Below are 21,566 nucleotides of genomic sequence, written 5' to 3'. Positions count from 1 at the left end.
GCTACTGGCCGGGAACGAAGAGCTGCTGGCGCCGCACCTGGCCAGGGAAGACGTCCTTGCACTCGCCGTCCTCGAGCACGACCTCACCGTTGACCACCACCGCGCCAATGCCCGGCGGATGGCGGAAGATCTCGTTCTCGTCGAGCTTCTTGGGCATACGCTTGCTGGCGAGATCGTCGACCTTGTCCGGATCGAACACGGTGACGTCGGCCGGCAGGCCGGTCTTGAGGATGCCCCGGTTCATTCGCAGCTTGGCCGCGGGATGACCAGTTACCTTGTGCACCGCCTCCTCGAGGTTGAAGAGTTTCTTGTCGCGGCGCCAGTAGCCCAGCACCCGGGTGGGGGCGCCGTGCCAGAAGAAACGGTCCAGGTGCGCGCCGGCGTCGGTGCCGATGAGCCCCTCGGTGGTCTTGATCATGTCGGCGAGCAGGTCCATGTGCCCGTTGGCGAAACCCTGGTAGTACAGCTTGGATGCCAAGCCGTCTTCGAGCCAAGTGTCGAAGAAGGCATCCGGTTCGGACTTGCCGCCGGCCGCGGCGATCTCGGCGACGTTCTGTCCCTCGCGGGCCTTGAGGTCGGCGCGCTCCATCATGTCGAAGTACACCCCTTGCCATCCGAGCCACTCGATGTAGGCGGGCTCGCCCGCGTTCTCGCGCCGCTGCTCGTCCAGCTTCCTGCGCACGTCGGGATCCTGGAGCTTGCGCGCCAGCTCGCCGCGGTTCTGCTTGATCTCCTCCCACAAGGGCAGGCCGTCGAAGATGAAGCAGTCGTCCACGTCGAAGCGCCGGATGTGCGAATACGGGATCACCACCCCGTAGATGTCCTTGCCCTGTCCCCGCGCTTCCTTCATGTAGTCGATGGCGCGTTCTCCGTCCGCCCTTTCGCCGGGCCGCACGCGGAACTCATTGCCGATCATCGGCACGTTGATCTTCTCCACCAGTTCGGGAAAGCCGCTCTCGGGCTTCAGGAGGTTGCCGAAACCGTTGAACTGGAAGCAGCCGCCGTACTCGCCGGCCACGTTGGCGAGGGCCGCCATCTCTTCCTGGGTGGCCAGCGTGCTGGGAGTGCCGGCGTGGATGGCGGGGCCGCCGCGCGGGCTGGACGAGAAGCCGATGCCGCCGGCCTCCATCCCTTCGCGCACCATCTGCTTCATTTTCTCCAGCTCGTCCGGCGTGGCTTCGCGCTGGTAGGCCGCCTCGCCCATGACCACCAGCCGCACCGGGGAGTGAGGCACCAGGGCGGCCACGTTCACGCCCACCCGGCCCTCGAGGTAATCCAGATACTCGGGAAACGTCGTCCAGTTCCAGTCATCGTCGTTGACGTAGTCGTCGAGCACCCGGCGCAGGTACTTGATCAGCACGTCGCGCGGCTCGCCCTTGGCCGGCACCGGCGCGATGGAGGCGCCGCAGTCGCCGATGACGATGGACGTGACGCCGTAGTTGACCACGGGATTGCCGTGGGGATACTGCACGATGAAAAGGTCCATGTGGGTGTGGGAGTCGATGAATCCCGGCGCCACCACCTGGCCGCGCGCGTCGATCTCGGTCGTGCCTGGGCCGACGTTCTTGCCGATGTCCGCGATGGTTCCTCCATCGATCGCAACGTCCGCCTCGAAGCCGGGGCTTCCGGTACCGTCGACCACCAGCCCGTTCTTTACGACCAGATCATGCGCCATGGTTCTTCCCCCTTCTGCTGGGTGTGGAATTTACTTCTCCGACTCCCCCAAATTAGACCGAAAGTCTCCATCGCGTCAAGGAACGGCCCTTTCGCAAACCGGCACGGCAACGCGCAAAGACGCGCCTGCGTGCGTCCACCGGCTGGACGGTGTTCCCGCTTTTGACTAGACTTCCCGCGTGACTCATTTGTCGGCAGACGTGCTGGTGGTGGGAGCGGGCGGCGCGGGCATGTACGCGGCCATCGCCGCGGCCAAACAGGATGCGTCCGTGCTGTTGCTGGACAAGTCGCTCGTGGGGCGCGGCGGCGCCACCATCATGGCGCAGATGACCGTGGCCGCCGCCATCGGCCACGAAGAGCGCGACCACTGGGCCGACCACCTCGACGACACGCTCGCCGCCGGCCGCGAGTTGTGCGACGAGAAGCTCGCGCGCCTCTTGTGCGAGAACGGTCCCGCCCGGATTTTCGAGATGGACCGATGGGGCGCCCACTGGGCGCGCGGCGGCGGCGGACGCATCCGCCAGGTCCAGGCACCCGGACACGGCCGCGCGCGCTGCTGCTACGTGGACTTCCTCAACACCGGGCCGGGGGTGGCCGGGACACTGCGGCGCCAGGTGAGCACGATGAGCGGAGTGCGCCGGGTCAGCAACGTGACCGTCACCGATGTAGTGGTCCACGACGGCCGCGCGGTGGGAGCCGTGGGCATGGACGTGGTCTCCGGCGACATCGTCACCTTCGCGGCCAAGGCCGTCATCCTGGCGGCGGGCGGGCTCACCAAAATCTTCCGGCGCAACAGCGCCTCCACCAACATGGGCGGCGAGGCCTACGCGCTGGCCTTGCGGGCCGGCGCCGACCTCATCGACATGGAGTTCGTGCAGTTCTTTCCCATCGCCCACCTGGCGCCCCGGCTCGTGGGCATGGACCCCATCATGTGGGACCCCTTTCGCTACAAGCTCGGCGGCCGGCTGCTGAACGGAGACTTCGAGGAGTTCATGCACCGCTACGGCGGCCAGGACAGCGGCAAGTACACCACCGTGCGCGACCAGGCCTCCTACGCCATCCTGAAGGAGGTGGAGGCCGGCCGGGGCTCCCCCCACGGCGGCGTCTACCTGGACTTCCGGCACGTTCCCGACGCGACCCTGCGGGACGCCTTCGGGCCGGTCATCGACCGGCTGGCGACGAACGGCATCGACCTCACGAAGACGCCGGTGGAGGTGGCGCCGACGGCACACTACCACATGGGCGGCATCCGCGTGGACGAGCGCATGGAGACCCGCGTGCCGGGCCTCTACGCCGCCGGCGAGGCCGTGGGCGGGGCCAACGGCGCCAACCGCCTGTCCGGCAACGCCATCACCGAGGCGCTGGTGTTCGGCGAATGCGCGGGGCGCGCGGCCGGCAACGCCGCGGCCGGCACCCCCTCGGGTTGGAGCGACGCGGTGGGCGAGGACGCGGCGGTGCGCCTCCGCCGCGCCGCGGACACGAAGCCGGACGACGGCGTTCCCGCGAACGTCCTGCAACTCCGGCTTCAGGACCTCATGTGGGAGGACGTCGGATCGTTCCGAACGGGCGGCCAACTGCGCCGCGCGCTCGACGGCATCCGCGAAATCCGGGAGACGCCCGCCGCGGTGCACGCCGCCGACGGCTACAACCTCGACCTGCAGGACCGGCTGGAGCTGGACGCCATGCTCACCACGGCCGAGGCGGTGGCACGGGCCGCGCTGGGGCGCGCCGAGAGCCGCGGCGCCCACCAGCGCCTGGACTTCCCCGAGAGCGACCCGGCGCTCGTCCGCAACCAGGCGGTCGAAATGAAGGGCGAAGAAGTGGCGGCGCGCTGGTAGGATGGGGAGCAAGACGCCCGACGCTGTGAATCGTCATTCCCGCGGAAGCGGGAATCCAGGGGTGGGGAGAGTCGAGTTCAAGATGAACGGCACGACACCGCGGACCAACCATACGACCACCGAGTTGCGCGTGCGGCGCGGCGGCAGCGGCGACCCTGAACGGCACGACGTGTACCGGGTGCCCTACGAAGAGGGCATGTCCGTCCTCGACGCGCTGGTGTGGGTGCGCGCCCACGTGGACTCGAGCCTGGCGTTCCACTACGGCTGCGTCAACGCCAACGCGTGCAAGACCTGCATGGCCCTGGTGGACGGACAGGTGGCCTACCTGTGCACCGCGCGCCTCGCACCCGAGGGAGCCCGGGTGGAACCGTTGCCCAAGCGGCCGTTGATCCGCGACCTCGTGACCGACACCGTGCCCGACGACGAGAAGCTGTAAGCACCCGACCCGTTTCCACACCGCGACAGGACGACGGAACCATGGAGCCAAAATCCTACGACTTGGTGGTCATCGGCAGCGGCCCGGCCGGCCAGAAAGGCGCCATCGCGGCCGCCAAGATGGGCAAGCGCGTGGCGCTCGTCGACCGCTACGACATGCTCGGCGGCGTGTGCCTGCACGCCGGCACCATCCCCAGCAAGACCCTGCGGCTGGCGGTGCTCTACCTCACGGGCTTCCAGCAGAAATCGTTCTACGGGCAAGCCTACTCGCCCAAGGCGCACCTCACGGTGGACGACCTCATGTTCCGCGTGCGCACCGTCGTCGAACGGGAACAGGCCCAGGTGACGGACCAGCTCCAGCGCAATGACGTGACCCTGGTGAACGGGTGGGCGCGTTTCGTCGACGCCCATACGCTGCAGGTGGAGGACGGGCAACTCGTCCGCGGCGACCACATCCTCATCGCCTGCGGCACGCGCTCGGCCCGGGACCCGGAGATCCCCTACGACGGCCACAAGGTCATGTTGGCGGAAGATCTCGGCAGCGCCGGCCACGGCGAGATCCCCCGGCGCGTGATCGTGGTGGGCGCCGGCGTGATCGGCCTGGAATACGCCTCCATGTTCTCCGCGTTGGGCGTGCGCGTGACGCTCATCGAAAGCCGCGACACCATGCTGGACTTCGTGGACCGGGAGATCATCGAGGCGCTGCGCTACCACATGCGCCGGCGCGACGCCATCTTCCGCCTGGGGGAACACGTGACCGGCGTGCGCATTCTGGACAACGGCCTGGTGCGCGCCGAACTGGAGAGCGGCAAGCGGGTCACCGGCGACGCCCTCCTGTACACCGTGGGCCGGCAGTCCAACGCCGACCAGCTCGGACTCGACCGCATCGGCATCGGCACCGACACGCGCGGGCGCGTCGCCGTCAACGACAAATTCCAGACCGAGCGCCCTCACATCTACGCCGTGGGCGACTGCATCGGCTTCCCCGCGCTGGCCTCCACCTCCATGGAGCAGGGTCGTCTCGCCAGCACCCACATGTTCGACGGCCCGTCATTCAAGTCCGCGCCCTTCTTCCCTTACGGCATCTACACCATCCCGGAGATTTCCATGGTCGGCCGCACCGAGCAGGAGCTCACCGCCGAGCGCGTCCCCTACGAAGTGGGCAAGGCCCTCTACGAGGACGTCTCCAAGGCCCAGATGGTGGGCGACCGCGCCGGCATGCTGAAGCTGATCTTCGACCCCGACACCCTCAAGCTCCTCAGCGTCCACGCCATCGGCGAGGAATCCACCGAGATCATCCACATCGGCCACGCCGTCATCGCCCTCGGCGGCACCATCGAATACTTCCGCGACAACGTCTTCAACTACCCCACCTTCGCCGAAGCCTACAAGGTGGCCGCGTACGACGGGTTCAACAAGATCGCAGAGGTGCGGTAGGCGTTCCACCAAGATCACCCATCACACAGCTGTGTTCCTGTGCCGCCGAGCATAACCGTCACCGCCGCAAACGCTACCCGACTTGATCCGCGTATTCAATTGACACGCGGTACGGATCGTATATTCTGAACATATACGTGATGCTTGACTTGAATCGAATCGTCGGCTTCCAATGGGACGACGGGAACGCTCGAAAGAACACCGACAAACACGGGGTTGAGCAAGCGGAAGCGGAACAGGTCTTTTTCAACGAACCGTGGCTGGTCGTTACGGATGTTGGCCACAGCGCGACCGAAATCCGATTTCACGCGCTGGGAAAGGCAAACGCGGGGCGACGGCTCCATGTGACCTTCACCCTACGGGACAATGACACAAGGATACGGGTCATTTCGGCCCGAGATATGAGCCGCAGGGAGCGAGCCCGCTATGAGCAAGAAGCGTAAAACGGTGCCTACTTTCGAAAGCGAGGCGACGGAGCGTGCTTTCTGGGAGAGCCACGACTCCACCGACTACGTGGACTGGAGCCAAGCGGAGCGCGTCCGTCTTCCCAATCTGAAACCCTCGAGTAAGGCTATTTCGCTGAGGTTGCCGGTAGACCTGCTCGAGCGGATCAAGACTGCGGCGAACAAACGGGACGTTCCCTATCAGTCCCTGATCAAGATATGGTTGTCCGAAAAGGTGGACGCCGGGTAGGCCACCTTTCCGTCTCCTCTGGCACCCCCCTTCCCCACCCCTGGATTCCCGCTTCCGCGGGAATGACGTAACCCGTACGTCGTTGCCAGACGAGTGTTGACACAGCCTGTCTCGCGGGAATGACGGATTTGAAAGCTCTCCGCCCACACCGGATCCTACCGTGTTCTTGTGGAACCCTCCGCTCTGCGCCGATGGTGCAACCGTGGCGTTGTGGGTCCTCTACGCGAACCGCGGGATGATCTCCGTGCCGAGGCGGCGGAGCTGGTCGTGGATGGCGGCGGGAGGGCAGGCGGGGCGGGCGACGAACTTGGAGGCGCCGGCGTCGATGAAGCGCTGGATGGCGGCGGTGATGTCGTCGGCGGTTCCCAGGGCGGAAGTTTCGGTGAACTCCACGTCGGTGCGATTGCGCAGGGCGTAGGGGCGGGCGATTCGGGCGGCTTCCTCCGAGTCCTTGGCGAAGCAGTAGTTGAAGAGCACGCCGAAATGGTCGTCGTCGATGCGGCGGCCGTAGTCGGCGGCGTGTTTGCGGATGCGCGCGACGGCGCTCTCCACCTCCGCGGGCACCATCTGGGAGGCCAGCCAGCCGTCGGCCAGGCGGGCGGTGCGGCGGAAGGCGGGGCCGCTCCGTCCGCCGACCCAGATGGGCGGCTCCGCCTGGGCGGGCTTGGGTTGTATGGAGACGTCCTCGAGGCGATAGTACTCCCCCTCGAAGCTGACGTTGTTCCCGGCCCACAGCGCGCGCAGGAGGTGCACCATTTCCTCGGTGCGGCCGGCGCGCTCGGAGCGGTGAATGCCGCAGGCCTGAAGCTCGGTGTCGTCGTCGCGGCCGAGGCCCACGGCCAGCAACAGGCGTCCGCCCGACAGGAAGTCCAGGGTGGCGAGTTCCTTGGCCAGCACGGTGGGGTTCCTCAGCGGGAGGGCCATGACGCTGGTGCCGAACTTCATCTTGCGGGTGCGCGCGGCCACCCACGAGAGCGCCACAACGGGCTCGAGGCTCAGGGTTTCCGACACCACGCGATCGCTCAGCCACAGCGAGTCGATCGCCAGGGTTTCCGCCAGGTCCACGGTGCTCCAGAACGCCTCGGGGTTGGGCTCTCCGAAGGGCCATCCGGTGAAACCAATGCCGATACCGATTCCCATGTCCTTCCGTCTCCTCGTCTGGTACTGACACTACCAGATGGCACGGTGCATCTTCCAGCGCCCCTTCCCTCTCCTGGTGGATTCCCGGATTTGACTCACGCTGGTTATCGGACTATTGAAGATCAACCTCGGACGGTCCCGGTCTCACGAACTCAACCTCGAACCACCCGATCCTACGAAACAGACCCAAAGACCCTCATGATTTATCTCGAACTGGCCGGTGGCTTCGTCCTGCTCATGGGCGGGGCGGAGTTCGTGTTGCGGGGCGCGGTGCAGCTTGCGCGGCGCCTGGGCGTCTCGCCCCTGGTCATCGGGCTCACCGTGGTGGCCTATTGCACCACCATGCCGGAGCTGCTGGTGAGCCTGGAAGCGGCCGTTCGCGGGGCGCCCGGCATCGCCATCGGGAACATCGTCGGCAGCAATATCTGCAACCTGCTGCTGATCCTCGGTGCGGCGGCCTGCGTCTGTCCGATGGCGGTCAACCCGCGCGAGGTGCGCTTCGAGGGGGCCGTCGTCGTGGGAGTGGCGGCGCTCTTCATCACGCTCGGGATGACCGGCAGTCTGAGCCGGGTGGACGGCGTGCTGCTGCTGGCCTGCCTCGTCGCCTTCACCGTGATTTCGGTCCGCCGGGCCCGGCGCAATCCCCCCGAGGCGGAGACAGAAATGGATGCCACGGACCGGCCGGTCTGGATGACTGTCGGCACGCTTGCCATCGGTCTCGGCTTTGTCGTCGTCGGATCGCACCTGCTGGTGGAAGGCGCCATCGGGCTCGCGCGCCTGCTGGGTGTGTCGGAGGCGGTCATCGGCGTGACGGTGGTGGCCGTCGGCACCTCGCTGCCGGAGCTCGCCACGGCGGTGGTTTCCGCCTACCGCGGCCATTCGGAGGTAGCCGTCGGCAACGTGTTGGGCGCCAACATCTTCAACCTCCTTGCCATCGGCGGCTTGGTGGCGACCGTCCATCCGCTGGACGTTCCGCCGCATCTGCTCCACCTCGCCATCTGGACGATGTTGGGCGCGACCGTCGCGCTGATCTCATGGCTGGCGTTTCGCGGGCGGCTTGGACGTTTGGCGGGCGTGCTCTGCCTCGCCGTCTACACCGTGTATGTCGCCATGGAATACGGTCCGCTCGCCAACGTCTGATCCGGCAAGCGCATCCCCCATCACGAGTCGATGGACGTGCCGCGGTACTTGTCCTTGAGCTCGTCCATGACCGTCCCCTTCCAGAACTTGACCCCCACTTGGTAGCCGGCCCGTCCGATCATGTGCGCGGACACGGGCGCGGTGAGGAAGACGAACAGCGTGATGGCCAGGACCCGGATGGTGACGCCGATTTCCGGGAAATAGAACGTCGCCGACACCATCAGGCAGAACACGCCCAGGGTCGGGGGCTTGGTGGCGGTCTGCATGCGGGTGAGCAGGTCCGGCATGCGCAGGATGCCCAGGCACCCCAGGAACATGAAGGCGGTGCCGATGATCATGAACGCGGCGCAGATGATGTCAGTCACCATGGTGTGCCCATTTCTCGATGTAGCGGGAGAAGGTCACGGTCCCCAGGAACGCCACCAGCGCCAGCACGATGGCCACGTCCAGGTACACCGGCTCGTCGTAGGCGATGGCATAGAGGGCGGCGATGCCGACGCCCACGGTGCTGAGCAGGTCCAACGCCACCAGCCGGTCCGGGATGTTGGGACCGCGCAGGAGGCGGATGAACGCCAGCACGATGCCGAGGCTCAGCACGCCCAGCAGAACGAAGGCCAGGGTCGTCATCGCAGCAACTCCATGACGCGCTTCTCGAAACCGTCCTTGATGGACCGGCGCAGCTCCTCGGCGTCGTCCACGTACATGGCGTGAATGTACAGGACGCGCCGGTCGTCCGACACGTCCAGGCTCAGGGTGCCGGGGGTCAGGGTGATGAGGTTCGCCAACAGGGTGATCTCCGCGTCGGTCTCCACGTCCAGCGGGATCGCCACCACGCCGGGCTTCATGTTGTGGGACGGGGTCACCACCTCGTAGGCGATGCGCAGGTTGGCCAGCAGCAACTCCCAGGCGAACAGCGAGCCGAGCCGCAGTCCCTGCCACAGCTTCTCGAAGTACCGCGACGGCCGCAGCAGCCGGCGCACCGCGTACAGGATGAGAAAACCGAGGACGAAACCAATGGCGAGGTTCAGCGCCGATACCTCTTCGGTCAACGCCGCCCAGCTCAGCGCCAGCATGATGTTCCACAGGAGGACGGTCATGACCCTCCCCTCACCCGGAGCACCGCCTCGATGTACGGCGCCGGGTTGGTCAACTGCTCGCCCGCCTGTTGCGCCAGCGCGAAGAACGGCCCCGCGGCCACGCCCATCACCACCGCCAGCACGGCCAGGGTGACGATGCCGCCCAGCATGAGCCCCATGCCCGCCCCCGGCGCATGCGTCCCGGTCCCTTCCGGCAGCGGCTTCCAGAACGCCTCGGCCCAGATCTTGGTCATGGAGAACAGCGTCAGCAGGCTCACCCCCAGGGCCGCGGCCACCACCACGAACTGCTCGATGTCGAGCCCGGCCTTGATCAGCACAAGCTTGCCGAAGAACCCGGACAGGGGCGGCACCCCGGCCAGCGACAACGCCGACAGCAGGAACAGCATGCCCACCCACGGGTGGGCGCGGTAGAGGCCGCCCAGCTTCTTGAGGTCGTAGGTGCCGTGAATGCGCTGCGAAATGCCGCTCACCAGGAACAGGTTGGTCTTGACGAAGATGTTGTGGACGATGAAGAACACCGTGCCCGCCAGCGCCAGCGGCGTAAAGAAGCCGAGGCCCATGACCATGTAGCCGATCTGGCTCACGATGTGGAAGGACAGCAGCCGGCGGAACTCGTACTGGGCCACGGCGCCGAGCACGCCCGTCACCATGGTGATGGCGCCGACCCAGAGGATGATCGTATGCGTGTAGTCGACGTTGTTGAGGAACAGCAGCGTGAACACCCGGATCAGGGCGTACACGCCCACCTTGGTGAGCAGGCCGCCGAAGATGGCCGAGACCGCAACCGGCGGCGTGTGGTAGGACGCCGGCAGCCAGAAGAACAACGGGAAGATCGCACCCTTGATGCCGAAGGCCACCAGGAACAGGACCGCGAGGGTCGTCACCAGGCCCGGATCGGCGGCGCTGCCGAGCCGCAGCGACAGGTCCGCCATATTGAGGGAGCCCGCCATGGCGTAGAGAATTCCCACCGCCGCCAGGAAGAACGCGGACGCCACCAGGTTCAGGGTGACGTACTTGATGGCGCCCTCGAGCTGCGCGCGCTCGCCGCCCAGGGCCAGCAGCACGAAGGACGAGATCAGCAGTACCTCGAACCACACGAACAGGTTGAAGATGTCGCCGGTCAGGAAGGCGCCGGACACGCCCATGATGAGGATGTTGAACAGCGGGTAATAGCCCCAGGATTCCCGCTGCCGGTCCATGCTGCCCAGCGAGTAGACCACGATGACCAGCGTCACCACGCCGGTGGTGGCCACCATGACGGCGCTGAACATGTCCGCCACGAGGGTGATGCCGAACGGCGCGACCCAGTCGCCCTTCTGCACCGCCTGGATGCCCTCGCTGGCCACGCGTTCGAGCAGGACGATCGACACCGCGAGGTAGACGATGCTGCCCGCCAGGGTGAGGATGCGCTGCGCGGCCACGTAGCGCCACGCCACCACGCATGCCGCGCCCACCAGCAGCGGGAGCAATATGGGCAGGACGATCAGCGAGTTCACGTGTCCGTTGCCTTCATGTCGTCGAGATCGTCCGTGCCCACGGTCTGGTACGCACGGTAGGCGAGCACCATGGCGAACGCCTGCACGCCGAAGCTGATGACGATGGCCGTGAGGATCAGCGCCTGGGGCAGCGGGTCCGCCACGACACCCGTGATGGCCTTTTCGCCGTAGGGGATCACCGGCGGCACCGCGCGCGTGAGCCCGGCGGCGGTGAACACCAGCAGGCTCGCGCCGTGGGCGAGCAGGGCCAGCCCGATAATCAGCTTCACGATGCTCCGGCGCATGAGCATGTACACGCCGGACGCGTAGAGTACGCCGATGACGATGGCGAGCAGGGCTTCCATCAGTCGTCCTCCTCCACTTCCTCCGCCAGGCTGATGATGACGATGAGCACCACGCCCACCACGGTCAGGTAGACGCCGATGTCGAACAGCAACGGCGTGCCCAGGTGGAGGTCCAGGCCGAAGATGTAGACATGGGTCCATTGACCGGTCATGAACGGCTGCCCCTTGAACAAGGAAAAAACGCCGCTCAGGGCCGCGACGAGAAGCCCCCAGGCGATGATGGTCTGGGCCCGGCACGGCAGGAAGCGGCGCATGGTGCGCACGTCGTAGGCGATGGCGTAAAGCGTCAGCGCCGCCGCCAGCACCAGTCCGCCGACAAAGCCGCCGCCGGGATCGTTGTGTCCCCGCAGCAGCAGGAAGATGGAGAACTGGAACAGCAGGATCAGCAGGAACCGGCTGGCCGTCCTGAGAATCAGCGAGTTCACGACCCCCTCCCCTTGCCGAGCCGCAACCGGATGAGCGAGTACACGCCGATGCCGGCCACCGCCAGCACGGTGATCTCACCCAGCGTGTCGAAGCCCCGGAAGTCCACCAGGATCACGTTGACGATGTTGCGGCCCTGCCCCATCAGGTACGAGTTCTCCGAGAAGTAGGTGGAGATCGTGGGGTTCCACTGCACCGACGTCGCCACCAGCACCAGCAGCGTGAAGAACGCCCCCACGGCGGTGCCGATGGCGACGTGCCGGAGGATCACCACGCGCGATGAGAACCGCTTGAACGGGGGCATGTAGTAGAACACGAACACGAACAGGATCAGGGAGAGGGTCTCTATCAGGAACTGGGTCATGGCCAGGTCGGGAGCGCCGTAAAGCACGAAGATCAGCGCCACGCTGTAGCCCACCACCCCCAACGACATGACCGCGCGCAGGAACGTCTGCGCCCGCACCGTAGCGATGGCGCCCACCAGCGCCACCAGCCCTATCACCCACTCGTGCACGCCGATGTCGCCCCAGTCCATCCGCACCACGGCGACGTCTCCGTACCTGAGGAACGTGTACCAGGCCAGCACCGCGGTGACGGTCATGATGGTGGCGAGGTAGAGCCGCAGGTAGCCGTTCTGCAGCACCCGGGTCTGGCCCACCGCCGACCAGTTGAGAAAGCGCAGCCACAGAGCGTACCAGTGGGACGGTCCGCGACGCACCGTGGGGAGAGCGAACTCGGTGACCCGCTTGATGTTCTCGATCTGCCAGTAGACCAGCACGCCCAGGGCGAAGGTCACCAGGCTCAACGCCAGCAGCACGTTGAAACCGTGCCACAGGGCCAGGTGCATGTGCACCTCCTCGGCCAGCACGGAACTCGCGGCGGCGGACAGCAACTTCTCGGGAAGCGCCGGCATGAGCCCGAACAGCACGCTCAGGCAGCCCAGGAACACCGGCCCCAGCCACATGGTCCAGGGCGGATCGTGGGGATGCTTCGGCGTGTGGGTCTCCGCCCCCGAGAACGGACGGATGCCAGCCAGCCACGCCACCGCGAACAGCAGCATGCTGGTGAGCACGGCGACCACGGTCACCAGCGTGTTGCCGTGGGTGACCGCCTCGTAGAGCGTCTCCTTGCCGACGAAGCCGAAGAACGGCGGCAGCCCGGCCATGGACAGAGCGCCCACCGCCGCGCCGGCGCAGATGATGGGCATGGTCTTGCGCAGGCCGCCCAGTTGCCGGACGTCGCGGGTGCCGGTCTCGTGATCGATGGAGCCGGCCACCAGGAAGAGCGCGGCCTTGTAGAGCACGTGGGCCATGAGGAACACCATGGCCGCCTTGATGGCCAGCTTGTCGCCCAGGCCGATGAGCATGGTGAGAGTGCCCAGCACGCTCACCGTGGAGTAGGCCAGGATCTTCTTGAGGTCGGTCTGGTAGAGCGCCTGGTACGCGCTCGCCAGCATGGTGGCGGCGCCGAAGCCCGTCACCACGTAGAGCCAGATGTCGCTGCCGCCCAGCACCGGGCTGAGGCGCGCCAGCAGGTAGACCCCCGCCTTCACCATGGTGGCCGAGTGCAGGTAGGCGCTCACCGGCGTGGGCGCCTCCATGGCCGACGGCAGCCAGAAGTGGAACGGCACCTGCGCCGACTTGGTGAACGCGCCCGCCAACACCAGCGCCAGCACCAGCGGGTAGAGCCGGTGGCCCTGCAGCGCGGCGTTGTCCGCGGCCAGGGCCGATATCTCGAAGCTGCCGCCGATCTGCCCCATGAGCAGCACGCCCGCCATGAGGGCGAGGCCGCCGCTGCCGGTCACCAGCAGCGCCTGCAGCGCCGCGGCCCGCGCGGTGTCCTTGTCGTGCTCGAAGCCGATGAGGAAGTAGGAGGTGACGCTGGTCAGCTCCCAGAAGATGAACAGCGCGATGAGGTTGTCGGACAGCACGACGCCCAGCATGGACGCCATGAACATGAGGATGAACAGGTAGAAGCGCGGCAGCGACGGGTGGCCGTGGAGGTAGCTGCCGGCGTAGGTGATGATCAGCGTCCCCACCACGGTGATGGCCAGGGCGAACAGGAGGCCGAGGCCGTCCAGGTTGAACGACAGCTCCAGCCCCATGGCCGGCACCCAGGGATAGGTGACGCGGTACGCCGCCCCGCCCACCACGGCTTCCATGTGGCTCAGGAAATAGAGCGCCAGGATCGCGGGAAAGAGCGAGAAGACAAGACCCGACCAACGCGCGCTCAGCCGATACAGGGTCGGCGCCAGCAGGGCCAGGACGAAACCGGAGAGGACGACGAAGATCATCGTGTTTCGATCAGGGGTCCGGAACGCGCGTCAGGACGTCCAGACGCCGTCGGGGTCATACTTTCTCACGGCCAGAATCTCTTCCCGGGACGGCTCCGGAGTCTCTCTGACGTCCGGCGCCGCCTTCAGCGGCCAGTCCGTTTCGTCCCGGAGCTCCCGCACGGTGACGCCGGGATGAAACGACTCGATCTGCATCTCCCGCGTCGCTGGGTCGAAGGAGAAGATGCCGAGGCTGGTGATGGTGCGGCTCGGGCCGCCGCCCGACAGGCCGCGGCGCTCGCGCCAGCCGGCGCCGTCGCCGTAACCCGGGGAGGTGATGTACCGCACCCGGGGCACGAAACGGCGCCGCTCGTGGTTCATGATGATGACGCACCGTCCGGCCAGGGTGGCGATGTCCGCGGCGCCGCCGCTTCCCGGGAGGCGCAGCCGCCGCCCGTCGTCTCCCACCCAATGGGTGTTGAGGTTGCCGTGGCGATCGACCTCGGCGCCACCGATGAACCCCATCTCCACGCGGCCGCTCTGGAGGAGGCTCATGACCTCGATCAGGCCGCAGCAGTAGAGCGCCCCCGCCACGTTGGGCGGATCGCTCATGGTGAAGATGGGTTTCAGCGCCGGCCAGTCCCGCAGCACGCCGCTCTCGAAGATGCCGACGGCGCCCGGGGCGTGCAGTTCCTTGGCCACCGCGAAGCCCAGCAACGGCAGGCGCATGCCCACGAAGACGCGTTCGCCGTCGCGAATCTCGCGCGCCGCTGCAATGACCATGAGCTCTCGCCGCGTGTAGTCCATGGGTCGTCACTCCGGACTTGAATCCGGGATTGTCACGGGAGGGTCGCGATGCCTCCGCCTCCGCCGCTCCAGACCCGGTAGCATTCCCCGCGCCGCGATTCAATGGGCGCGGCCACCGCGTTCGGCAAACGATTCGAGGTTCGCCGGCCTGGTGCGAATCGTCAGAACGCGTAGCTCACCGGCGCGGCCATGTGGCGGTCGCGCGGCTCGAGCCCGGCGACCCGCTCGCTCCCGAGCCGCTGGATGTAGCCGTCGTGGTCCTTCACCCCCAGGACCCAGTGATTCAACCACTCCTCGAACCCGGCCCGGTCCCGGGAGCGCGCATGATAGTCGAAGTAGAAGTCGTCGTCGCGCCGGCTGTACCCCTGGGTCGGCGACGGATGGGAGCCCAGCGGGACGCAGGCCACGGCCGCCACCAGGAAACCCGGGATCAACGTGCGGTTGGGGTCGCTCAGGATCACTTCGTGGGGCACGATCTCCTCGCAGGTGAGCACCACCTTGCCCGCCGCCATGGCCGCGTCCTGGGTGACCCCCAGGTTGCCCCACACGTGGGCGTTGCCCTCTTCGTCGGCCCGCTGCACGTGCAGGATGGCGACGTCGGGCCTCACCGCCCGCACCGCGAGCAGGCGCTCCCCGGTAAACGGACAGCGCACGCCGGCGAACGACGCCTCCTCGCCGAAGTCGCTGCCCATGAGCGTCCGGGTGGGCAGGTACGGCACCCCCATGGCCGCGGCCTTGAGGCCCAGGGCCATGGAGAAGTTGGAATGGTTCTCCACCGCCAGCGGCCCCGGCTCGCCGCGCTCCACCGCGCGCCGGTAGTTGTGCCCGAGGCCCGCCGCCACGTTCCCGACCCAGGCACCGCACACCTTGTCCGCGCAGCCCGCGCCGATAAGCTGGTCGAACTGCATGTCCGAGATGGTGGTCATCAGCGTCAGGCCGCGCTTGCGCTGACGCATGATCTCGTAACCGGCGGCGAAGGGGATCAGGGACTCCAGAGCGGCTCCCATGAAGACGGACATGCCGTCCTCGACCTCCCGGGCGATGGCGTCTCGAAGGCTGTGGAGCTTCGACATGGCAGAGGGTTCTAGCGGGTTCGCTTCGGTCGAGCAAGGGTCGGGGCGGTGGTGGGGCACTACAGCGGCGTTTCCCCGCCTCCCACCCCTGGATTCCCGCTTCCGCGGGAATGACTCTTCGGGGGCTGTGCCTCGCGGGTTTTGACACAGCCTGTTCCGCGGGAATGACGATTCGGGGGTTTGGTGCCAATTCTTGTCCGGTCGACGTTTGACACAGCCTGTTCCGCGGCAATCGCGGTGTTCCGCGGCACGCACGCGGTTTGACTGCCGCGAGTCCCGGCGGATATATACCCGCTTTGGAGGGACTTCATGCGTTACGGATTCGTCATCGACCAGGACCGCTGCATCGGCTGCCACGCATGCACCGTGGCGTGCAAGGACGAGCACGACGTGCCCTTGGGGGTGAACCGCACCTGGGTCAAGTACATCGAGAAAGGCGCGTTCCCGGCCACCAGCCGCCACTTCGCGGTGCTCCGGTGCAACCACTGCGACGACGCGCCGTGCGTCGAGATCTGTCCCACGGTGGCGCTCTACCGCAGCCCCAACGGCATCGTCGACTTCGACAACGAGCGCTGCATCGGCTGCAAGTCGTGCATGCAGGCGTGTCCCTACGACGCGCTGTACATCGACCCCGACCACAACACCGCGGCCAAGTGCAACTTCTGCGCGCACCGCGTGGAGTTGGGGCTGCAACCCGCGTGCGAGGTCGTGTGCCCCACCCAGGCGATCATGTCGGGCGATCTCGACGACCCCGACAGCCGCATCTCCCGCACCGTGGCCACGCGCAAGGTGTCGTTGCGCAAGCCCCACAAGGGCACTAACCCCAAGCTCTTCTACGTCGGCGTCGAGGAGGACGCGCTGCAGCCCACCATGACCGAGACCGCCGACACCCATTTCTGGGCCGACAAGTATCCGGGCGAAGACCTCTACGCCCTCTCCGCTTCCAGGCACGGAAGCCCGGTCCCCGGCGGCGCGCGGGAGGTCTACGACGTGCCGCATCCGCGGCCCTGGGGCTCCAAGATCGCGGCCTATCTCTGGACCAAGTCCATCGGCGCCGGCGTGCTGCTGGTGGCGGCGCTGCTGATGGTCCTGGGACGGCTCCAGGACGGCCCGCTGCTGAACATCGCCGGCCCGGTGCTGGCACTGATCTTCACCGGCCTCACCACCGGCTTTCTCGTGTTCGACCTCAAGCGCCCCGACCGCTTCTACTACCTGATCACCAAACCCAACCCGCGTTCATGGCTGGTGCTGGGCGGCTACATCCTGATGGCCTACTCGCTGGTGAGCCTCGTGTGGCTCGCCTACGGCATCGGCGGCGCGCCCGTGCCGGGATGGGTGGTGGCGGCCTGCGTCGTCTTCGGCATCGGCGCCGCGGGCTACACCGCGTTCCTGTTCGCGCAGGCCAAGGGACGGGACCTGTGGCAGAGCCCGCTCTTCTTCTGGCATCTCATGGTCCAGGCGGTCACCGCCGGCGCCGCCACGCTGATCCTGGTGGGCCTCGCCGGCGGGCTCGACAGCGCCGCGATGACGACCCTGACCACCGTGCTCATGGTGTCGCTGATCATCACCGGCGGGCTGGTGCTGGGAGAGATCGGACTCACGCCCATCAGCGAGGACGTGCGGCGCGCCACCGAGTTGCTCACCTGCGGCGCGCTCAAGGAGAAGTTCTGGGGCCTGTTCATGGCCGTCGGCATCCTCCTGCCGGTGATCTTCCTGCTGTGGGCCGGGGCGCAGGCCGAGGCCTCATGGTTGCTGCATCCCTTGTCCGCGCTGTTGGCCCTGGTCGGACTGTGGGCGTTCGAGAGCCTGTGGGTCGAAGCCGGGCAAGCCGTACCCCTCAGCTAGCAGACCGCCTTGAAGCGCTGGCTTCCGTGACCATCGAGCTTCGAAGACCGTTAGGAAAACCACCGTCATGAAAAACGAACCGCAACCCCTGAGCCCCGACGCCGCCAACCTGGAACCGCCCGAGGGCGGCCTGCGCAACTTCCCGCCGCGCGAGCGCTGGCTGGACTGGACCGAGTACGACGCGGCCGCGTGGCCCAGGCGCGTGGAGCGCCGCTACGACCTGATCCCCACCATCTGCTTCAACTGCGAGGCGGCATGCGGGCTGCTGGCCTACGTGGACAAGGACACCCTCAAGATCCGCAAGTTCGAGGGCAATCCGGAGCATCCGGGAAGCCGCGGGCGGAACTGCGCCAAGGGGCCGGCCACCATCAACCAGGTGTACGACGCCGAGCGCATCCTCTACCCCATGAAGCGCGCGGGACACCGGGGCGGCGGCCAGTGGGAGCGGGTCACCTGGGACGAGGTGCTGGACGACATGGCGGCGCGCATCCGCAAGGCCCTGGAGGAGGACCGGCGCAACGAGATCATGTACCACGTGGGGCGGCCCGGCCATGAATTGCTCTACCACCAGCGCATCATGCACGCCTGGGGCATCGACGCGCACAACAGCCACACCAACGTGTGCTCCGCGGGCGCGCGCACGGGCTATGCCTTCTGGTGCGGCATCGACCGCCCCTCCCCCGACCATGCCAACGCGCGCTTCATGCTGCTGCTGAGCTCGCACCTGGAGGCCGGCCACTACTTCAACCCCCACGCCCAGCGCATCATGGAGGCCAAGGAGCGCGGCGCCAAGGTGTGCGTCATCGACACCCGGCTGTCCAACACCGCCTCCAAGGCCGACTACTGGATGCCCACTTGGCCGGGTACCGAGGCCGCCGTCCTGCTGGCCATCTGCAACGTGCTGCTCCAGGAGGGAACCTACGACCGCGAGTTCGTGCGCAAGTGGGTCAACTGGGAACAGTTCCTGCGCGAGGAACACCCCGACGAACCCCGGACCTTCGAGCGTTTCGAGGAGATCCTCAAGACCCTCTACGCGCAGTACACGCCGGCGTTCGCCGCGGAGGAGTCCGGCGTGGACGCCGCCATGATCGTGGACGTGGCCCACGAGGTGGCGCGCGCCGGCTCGGCCCTGGCTACCCACGTGTGGCGCAACGCCGCGGCCGGCAACCTGGGCGGCTGGGAGGTGGCGCGGGCGCTGGAGTTCATGGTGGTGCTGATGGGCGCCGTGGGCACTCCGGGCGGCACCACGCCCAATGCCTGGAACAAGTTCGTGCCGGCCCCGCCCATGATGCCGCCGCCCGCCAAGGAGTGGAACCCGCTCATGTACCCGCCGGAGTTCCCGCTGGCCTTCTTCGAGATGAGCTTCCTGCTGCCGCATCTCGTGAAGGAAGGCCGCGGCAAGCTGGCCATGTACTTCACCCGGGTCTACAACCCGGTGTGGACCAACCCGGACGGCATGAGCTGGATCGAGATGCTGAGCGACGAGTCCAAGGTGGAACGGCACGCGTGCCTGACGCCCACCTGGAGCGAGACCGCGTGGTTCGCGGACTACGTGCTGCCCATGGGGCTGGCGTCCGAGCGCCACGATCTCATGAGCCAGGAGACCCACTCGGCGCGCTGGATCGTCTTCCGCCAGCCGGTGATGCGGGTGGCGCTGGAGCGGCAGGGCAAGACCTTCAACACGACCTGGGAGGCGCACGCGGAGGCCGGGCTCGGCGAGGTGTGGGAGGAGGACGAGTTCTGGATCGAGCTGTCCTGGCGTATCGACCCCGACGGCTCCCTGGGTATCCGCAAGTACTTCGAGTCGCCCTACCGGCCGGGCGAGAAGCTCACGGTGTCCGAGTACTACCAGTGGATGTTCGAAAACAGCGTGCCCGGGCTGCCGGAGGCCGCGGCCAGGGAAGGCATCTCGCCGCTGGAATACATGCGCCGCTACGGCGCCTTCCTGGTGGCCGAGAACATCTACAGCAGCCACGCCAACGAGATCAAGGAAGCCGACATGGCCGAGGCCGCGGTGGACCCGGTCACCAAGGTCGTGTCCAAGGGCGGCGCGGTCATCGGGGTAGAGGTGGACGGCAAGGGCTACGCGGGCTTCCCCACGCCGTCGCGCAAGATGGAGTTCTATTCGGAGACGTTGAAGGAGTGGAAATATCCGGAGCACCGCTACCCCGGCTACATCAAGAGCCACGTGCACCGCTCCAACATCGACGCCGCCAAGGGCGAGATGCTGCTGCTCCCCACCTTCCGGCTGCCCACGCTGATCCACAGCCGCTCGGCCAACGCCAAGTGGCTCTACGAGATCTCGCACAAGAATCCGGTGTGGCTGCATACGAGCGACGCCGAACGCCTCGGAGTCGACACCGGCGACCTCGTCAAGGTGCACACCGAGATCGGCTACTTCGTGGACCGGGTATGGGTCACCGAGGGCATCCGCCCGGGCGTGGTGGCGTGCTCGCACCACCTGGGCCGCTGGCGCCTCGAGGAGGAGACCGGCGGCGGCCGCTTCGCCACCGCCCTGGTGAACCTGGAGCAGTTGGCGCCGGGCCAGTGGATGATGCGGCAGGTTCACGGCGTCCGGCCCTTCGAGAGCGCCGACAAGGACTCCGGCCGGGTGTGGTGGCAGGAGGCCGGGGTGCACCAGAACCTCACCTTCCCGGTGCAGCCCGACAACATCAGCGGACAGCACTGCTGGCACCAGAAGGTGCGGGTGGAGAAACCCACGGGCGACGACCGCTACGGCGACATCTTCGTGGACACCAACAAGTCCCACGAAGTGTACAAGCGCTGGCTCAAGCTGACCCGGCCGGCCCCAGGCCCGAATAACCTGCGCCGCCCGCTATGGCTGCCGCGGGCGTACAAGCCGGCGCCGGAAGCCTATGAATACAAGCCGTGACCGCGGCGGAAACCGTGACCGTCGCCGGTGTTTTCCCTAGAGATATCATGCTCTTCGTTTGACAGAGCCCAGGTTTAACCGTTATGTAACGCGGCTGATATCCGCGAGCGCGGGTATCAGCAGGTCCTTCCATGGGGCATTCCAAGCGAGGCTAGGAGCACAACGTGTTTGAAGCAATGGCCGATGGCCTGACCGCGCTGTTGAGCGTGGAACGGATGCTATTCATGACTTTCGGCGTCCTGGTGGGTATGGCGCTGGGTGCCATACCCGGACTGGGGGGCGTCGTCGGCTTGGCCCTGCTGTTGCCGTTCACCTTTGACATGGACCCCACGGCCGCCATCGCCATGCTGGTGGCCCTTTCATCGGTCCCTGTCACCACCGATACCATCCCCTCGGTGTTGTTCGCGGTGCCGGGAACCGTCGGCTCCCAGGCCACCATCCTGGATGGCCATCCCATGGCCCGAAAGGGAGAGGCCGGACGTGCCTTCGGCGCGGCTTATTTCTCTTCCCTGCTGGGGGGCGTCGTCGGCGCCGTCATCCTCGGAATGCTCATTCCCGTGCTGAAACCGCTGGTGCTGCTGTTCGCCGCCCCGGAGCTCTTTTCCCTGGGCATCATGGGCATCTCCATGGTGGCCATCCTGAGCGGCCGGGTGCCCCTCAAGGGCATCGTCGCCGGCGGCATGGGACTGCTGCTGTCGATGATCGGCATCGACAAGCAGGAAGGGCTGCTGCGGTGGACCTTCGATTCGCTCTACCTGTTCGACGGGCTCAACATCATCGTGGTGAGCCTGGGGATCTTCGCGCTGCCCGAGCTGGCCGACATGGTGATCGAGGGCAAGCAGATCAGCAGCGTGCCGAAGCAGGCCATGAAGGGGGTGGGACACGGCATCCGGGACGTGTTCGCCAACTGGTGGCTGATGCTCCGTTGCGCCTTCCTGGGCACCTGGGTCGGCATCATT

General features: G+C 66.9%; 20 protein-coding genes. 9 read left to right on the top strand and 11 right to left on the bottom strand.

Translation table 11 applies throughout. The features are described from left to right. Position 1: 1 nt before the first annotated feature. Positions 2–1,675: an amidohydrolase family protein gene (locus tag OXF11_11055; protein MCY4487635.1), complete on the bottom strand. Its 1,674-nt coding sequence runs from the start codon at positions 1,673–1,675 to the stop codon at positions 2–4. Between the two features lie 178 nt (positions 1,676–1,853). On the opposite strand from OXF11_11055, the gene OXF11_11050 reads away from it, so the two are divergent. From OXF11_11050 to OXF11_11030, 5 genes are all read left to right on the top strand, one after another. Further along, positions 1,854–3,512: an FAD-binding protein gene (locus tag OXF11_11050; GenBank protein MCY4487634.1), complete on the top strand. Its 1,659-nt coding sequence runs from the start codon at positions 1,854–1,856 to the stop codon at positions 3,510–3,512. Between the two features lie 82 nt (positions 3,513–3,594). Beyond that, entirely contained in the window at positions 3,595–3,948 is a 354-nt protein-coding gene (locus OXF11_11045; GenBank protein MCY4487633.1) for a 2Fe-2S iron-sulfur cluster-binding protein, read from the top strand. A gap of 41 nt (positions 3,949–3,989) precedes the next feature. Then, complete coding sequence (gene sthA / locus OXF11_11040) at positions 3,990–5,384, top strand: Si-specific NAD(P)(+) transhydrogenase (GenBank protein ID MCY4487632.1); 1,395 nt, start codon at positions 3,990–3,992, stop codon at positions 5,382–5,384. A 140-nt stretch (positions 5,385–5,524) separates the two neighbouring features. After that, positions 5,525–5,827 (top strand): BrnT family toxin, encoded by a 303-nt coding sequence (locus tag OXF11_11035; protein ID MCY4487631.1) that lies wholly within the window; start codon positions 5,525–5,527, stop codon positions 5,825–5,827. After that, a complete protein-coding gene (locus OXF11_11030) occupies positions 5,811–6,077 on the top strand; it encodes a BrnA antitoxin family protein (GenBank protein ID MCY4487630.1) in 267 nt (88 codons plus the stop codon). The genes OXF11_11035 and OXF11_11030 overlap by 17 nt, the downstream gene beginning before the upstream one ends. A gap of 219 nt (positions 6,078–6,296) precedes the next feature. Here OXF11_11030 and OXF11_11025 read toward each other — a convergent pair whose 3' ends face one another. Further along, the gene (locus OXF11_11025; protein ID MCY4487629.1) at positions 6,297–7,217 is read right to left on the bottom strand and encodes an LLM class flavin-dependent oxidoreductase; all 921 of its coding nucleotides are present in this window, start codon (positions 7,215–7,217) and stop codon (positions 6,297–6,299) included. Positions 7,218–7,415: 198 nt separating this feature from the next. On the opposite strand from OXF11_11025, the gene OXF11_11020 reads away from it, so the two are divergent. Then, a complete protein-coding gene (locus OXF11_11020) occupies positions 7,416–8,357 on the top strand; it encodes a calcium/sodium antiporter (GenBank protein MCY4487628.1) in 942 nt (313 codons plus the stop codon). Positions 8,358–8,377: 20 nt separating this feature from the next. On the opposite strand, the gene mnhG is transcribed toward OXF11_11020, so the two are convergent. From mnhG to OXF11_10975, 9 genes are all read right to left on the bottom strand, one after another. Then, positions 8,378–8,725: a monovalent cation/H(+) antiporter subunit G gene (mnhG, locus tag OXF11_11015; GenBank protein ID MCY4487627.1), complete on the bottom strand. Its 348-nt coding sequence runs from the start codon at positions 8,723–8,725 to the stop codon at positions 8,378–8,380. Beyond that, positions 8,715–8,984 (bottom strand): cation:proton antiporter, encoded by a 270-nt coding sequence (locus OXF11_11010; GenBank protein ID MCY4487626.1) that lies wholly within the window; start codon positions 8,982–8,984, stop codon positions 8,715–8,717. The genes mnhG and OXF11_11010 overlap by 11 nt, the downstream gene beginning before the upstream one ends. After that, a complete protein-coding gene (locus tag OXF11_11005; protein ID MCY4487625.1) occupies positions 8,981–9,454 on the bottom strand; it encodes a Na+/H+ antiporter subunit E in 474 nt (157 codons plus the stop codon). Before OXF11_11005 ends, OXF11_11010 begins: the two co-directional genes overlap by 4 nt. Continuing rightward, positions 9,451–10,950: a Na+/H+ antiporter subunit D gene (locus OXF11_11000; GenBank protein ID MCY4487624.1), complete on the bottom strand. Its 1,500-nt coding sequence runs from the start codon at positions 10,948–10,950 to the stop codon at positions 9,451–9,453. The genes OXF11_11005 and OXF11_11000 overlap by 4 nt, the downstream gene beginning before the upstream one ends. Further along, positions 10,947–11,294: a Na+/H+ antiporter subunit C gene (locus tag OXF11_10995; GenBank protein ID MCY4487623.1), complete on the bottom strand. Its 348-nt coding sequence runs from the start codon at positions 11,292–11,294 to the stop codon at positions 10,947–10,949. The genes OXF11_11000 and OXF11_10995 overlap by 4 nt, the downstream gene beginning before the upstream one ends. Next, on the bottom strand, positions 11,294–11,719 hold the full coding sequence (locus OXF11_10990) for a Na+/H+ antiporter subunit B (protein ID MCY4487622.1): 426 nt from the start codon (positions 11,717–11,719) through the stop codon (positions 11,294–11,296). The genes OXF11_10995 and OXF11_10990 overlap by 1 nt, the downstream gene beginning before the upstream one ends. Then, positions 11,716–14,010 carry a putative monovalent cation/H+ antiporter subunit A gene (locus OXF11_10985; protein MCY4487621.1) on the bottom strand — a complete coding sequence of 765 codons (2,295 nt, stop codon included), beginning with the start codon at positions 14,008–14,010 and terminating at the stop codon, positions 11,716–11,718. Before OXF11_10985 ends, OXF11_10990 begins: the two co-directional genes overlap by 4 nt. Positions 14,011–14,040: 30 nt before the next feature. Then, a complete protein-coding gene (locus OXF11_10980; protein ID MCY4487620.1) occupies positions 14,041–14,796 on the bottom strand; it encodes a CoA-transferase in 756 nt (251 codons plus the stop codon). Between the two features lie 161 nt (positions 14,797–14,957). After that, a complete protein-coding gene (locus tag OXF11_10975) occupies positions 14,958–15,869 on the bottom strand; it encodes a CoA transferase subunit A (protein MCY4487619.1) in 912 nt (303 codons plus the stop codon). Between the two features lie 309 nt (positions 15,870–16,178). On the opposite strand from OXF11_10975, the gene nrfD reads away from it, so the two are divergent. From nrfD to OXF11_10960, 3 genes are all read left to right on the top strand, one after another. Beyond that, positions 16,179–17,714, top strand: coding sequence for a polysulfide reductase NrfD (gene nrfD, locus OXF11_10970; GenBank protein ID MCY4487618.1), 1,536 nt, complete (start codon positions 16,179–16,181; stop codon positions 17,712–17,714). Positions 17,715–17,781: 67 nt separating this feature from the next. Next, positions 17,782–20,607 carry a molybdopterin-dependent oxidoreductase gene (locus OXF11_10965; GenBank protein ID MCY4487617.1) on the top strand — a complete coding sequence of 942 codons (2,826 nt, stop codon included), beginning with the start codon at positions 17,782–17,784 and terminating at the stop codon, positions 20,605–20,607. A 164-nt stretch (positions 20,608–20,771) separates the two neighbouring features. Beyond that, on the top strand, positions 20,772–21,566 hold a 795-nt coding region (locus tag OXF11_10960; GenBank protein MCY4487616.1), incomplete at its 3' end, for a tripartite tricarboxylate transporter permease.

Source organism: Deltaproteobacteria bacterium (assembly GCA_026712905.1).
Lineage (GTDB): Bacteria > Desulfobacterota > Binatia > UBA9968 > JAJDTQ01 > JAJDTQ01.
The sequence above is the reverse complement of the archived record's forward strand: the minus strand, read 5'-3'. Positions and strand labels throughout refer to the sequence as shown.

Coding starts and splice junctions, on each gene's coding strand:
- OXF11_11055 (MCY4487635.1), bottom strand. CDS start 1,675: ATGGCGCATGATCTGGTCGTAAAGAACGGGCTGGTGGTCGACGGTACC.
- OXF11_11045 (MCY4487633.1), top strand. CDS start 3,595: ATGAACGGCACGACACCGCGGACCAACCATACGACCACCGAGTTGCGC.
- sthA (MCY4487632.1), top strand. CDS start 3,990: ATGGAGCCAAAATCCTACGACTTGGTGGTCATCGGCAGCGGCCCGGCC.
- OXF11_11035 (MCY4487631.1), top strand. CDS start 5,525: ATGCTTGACTTGAATCGAATCGTCGGCTTCCAATGGGACGACGGGAAC.
- OXF11_11030 (MCY4487630.1), top strand. CDS start 5,811: ATGAGCAAGAAGCGTAAAACGGTGCCTACTTTCGAAAGCGAGGCGACG.
- OXF11_11025 (MCY4487629.1), bottom strand. CDS start 7,217: ATGGGAATCGGTATCGGCATTGGTTTCACCGGATGGCCCTTCGGAGAG.
- OXF11_11020 (MCY4487628.1), top strand. CDS start 7,416: ATGATTTATCTCGAACTGGCCGGTGGCTTCGTCCTGCTCATGGGCGGG.
- mnhG (MCY4487627.1), bottom strand. CDS start 8,725: ATGGTGACTGACATCATCTGCGCCGCGTTCATGATCATCGGCACCGCC.
- OXF11_11010 (MCY4487626.1), bottom strand. CDS start 8,984: ATGACGACCCTGGCCTTCGTTCTGCTGGGCGTGCTGAGCCTCGGCATC.
- OXF11_11005 (MCY4487625.1), bottom strand. CDS start 9,454: ATGACCGTCCTCCTGTGGAACATCATGCTGGCGCTGAGCTGGGCGGCG.
- OXF11_10995 (MCY4487623.1), bottom strand. CDS start 11,294: ATGGAAGCCCTGCTCGCCATCGTCATCGGCGTACTCTACGCGTCCGGC.
- OXF11_10985 (MCY4487621.1), bottom strand. CDS start 14,010: ATGATCTTCGTCGTCCTCTCCGGTTTCGTCCTGGCCCTGCTGGCGCCG.
- OXF11_10980 (MCY4487620.1), bottom strand. CDS start 14,796: ATGGACTACACGCGGCGAGAGCTCATGGTCATTGCAGCGGCGCGCGAG.
- OXF11_10975 (MCY4487619.1), bottom strand. CDS start 15,869: ATGTCGAAGCTCCACAGCCTTCGAGACGCCATCGCCCGGGAGGTCGAG.
- nrfD (MCY4487618.1), top strand. CDS start 16,179: ATGCGTTACGGATTCGTCATCGACCAGGACCGCTGCATCGGCTGCCAC.
- OXF11_10965 (MCY4487617.1), top strand. CDS start 17,782: ATGAAAAACGAACCGCAACCCCTGAGCCCCGACGCCGCCAACCTGGAA.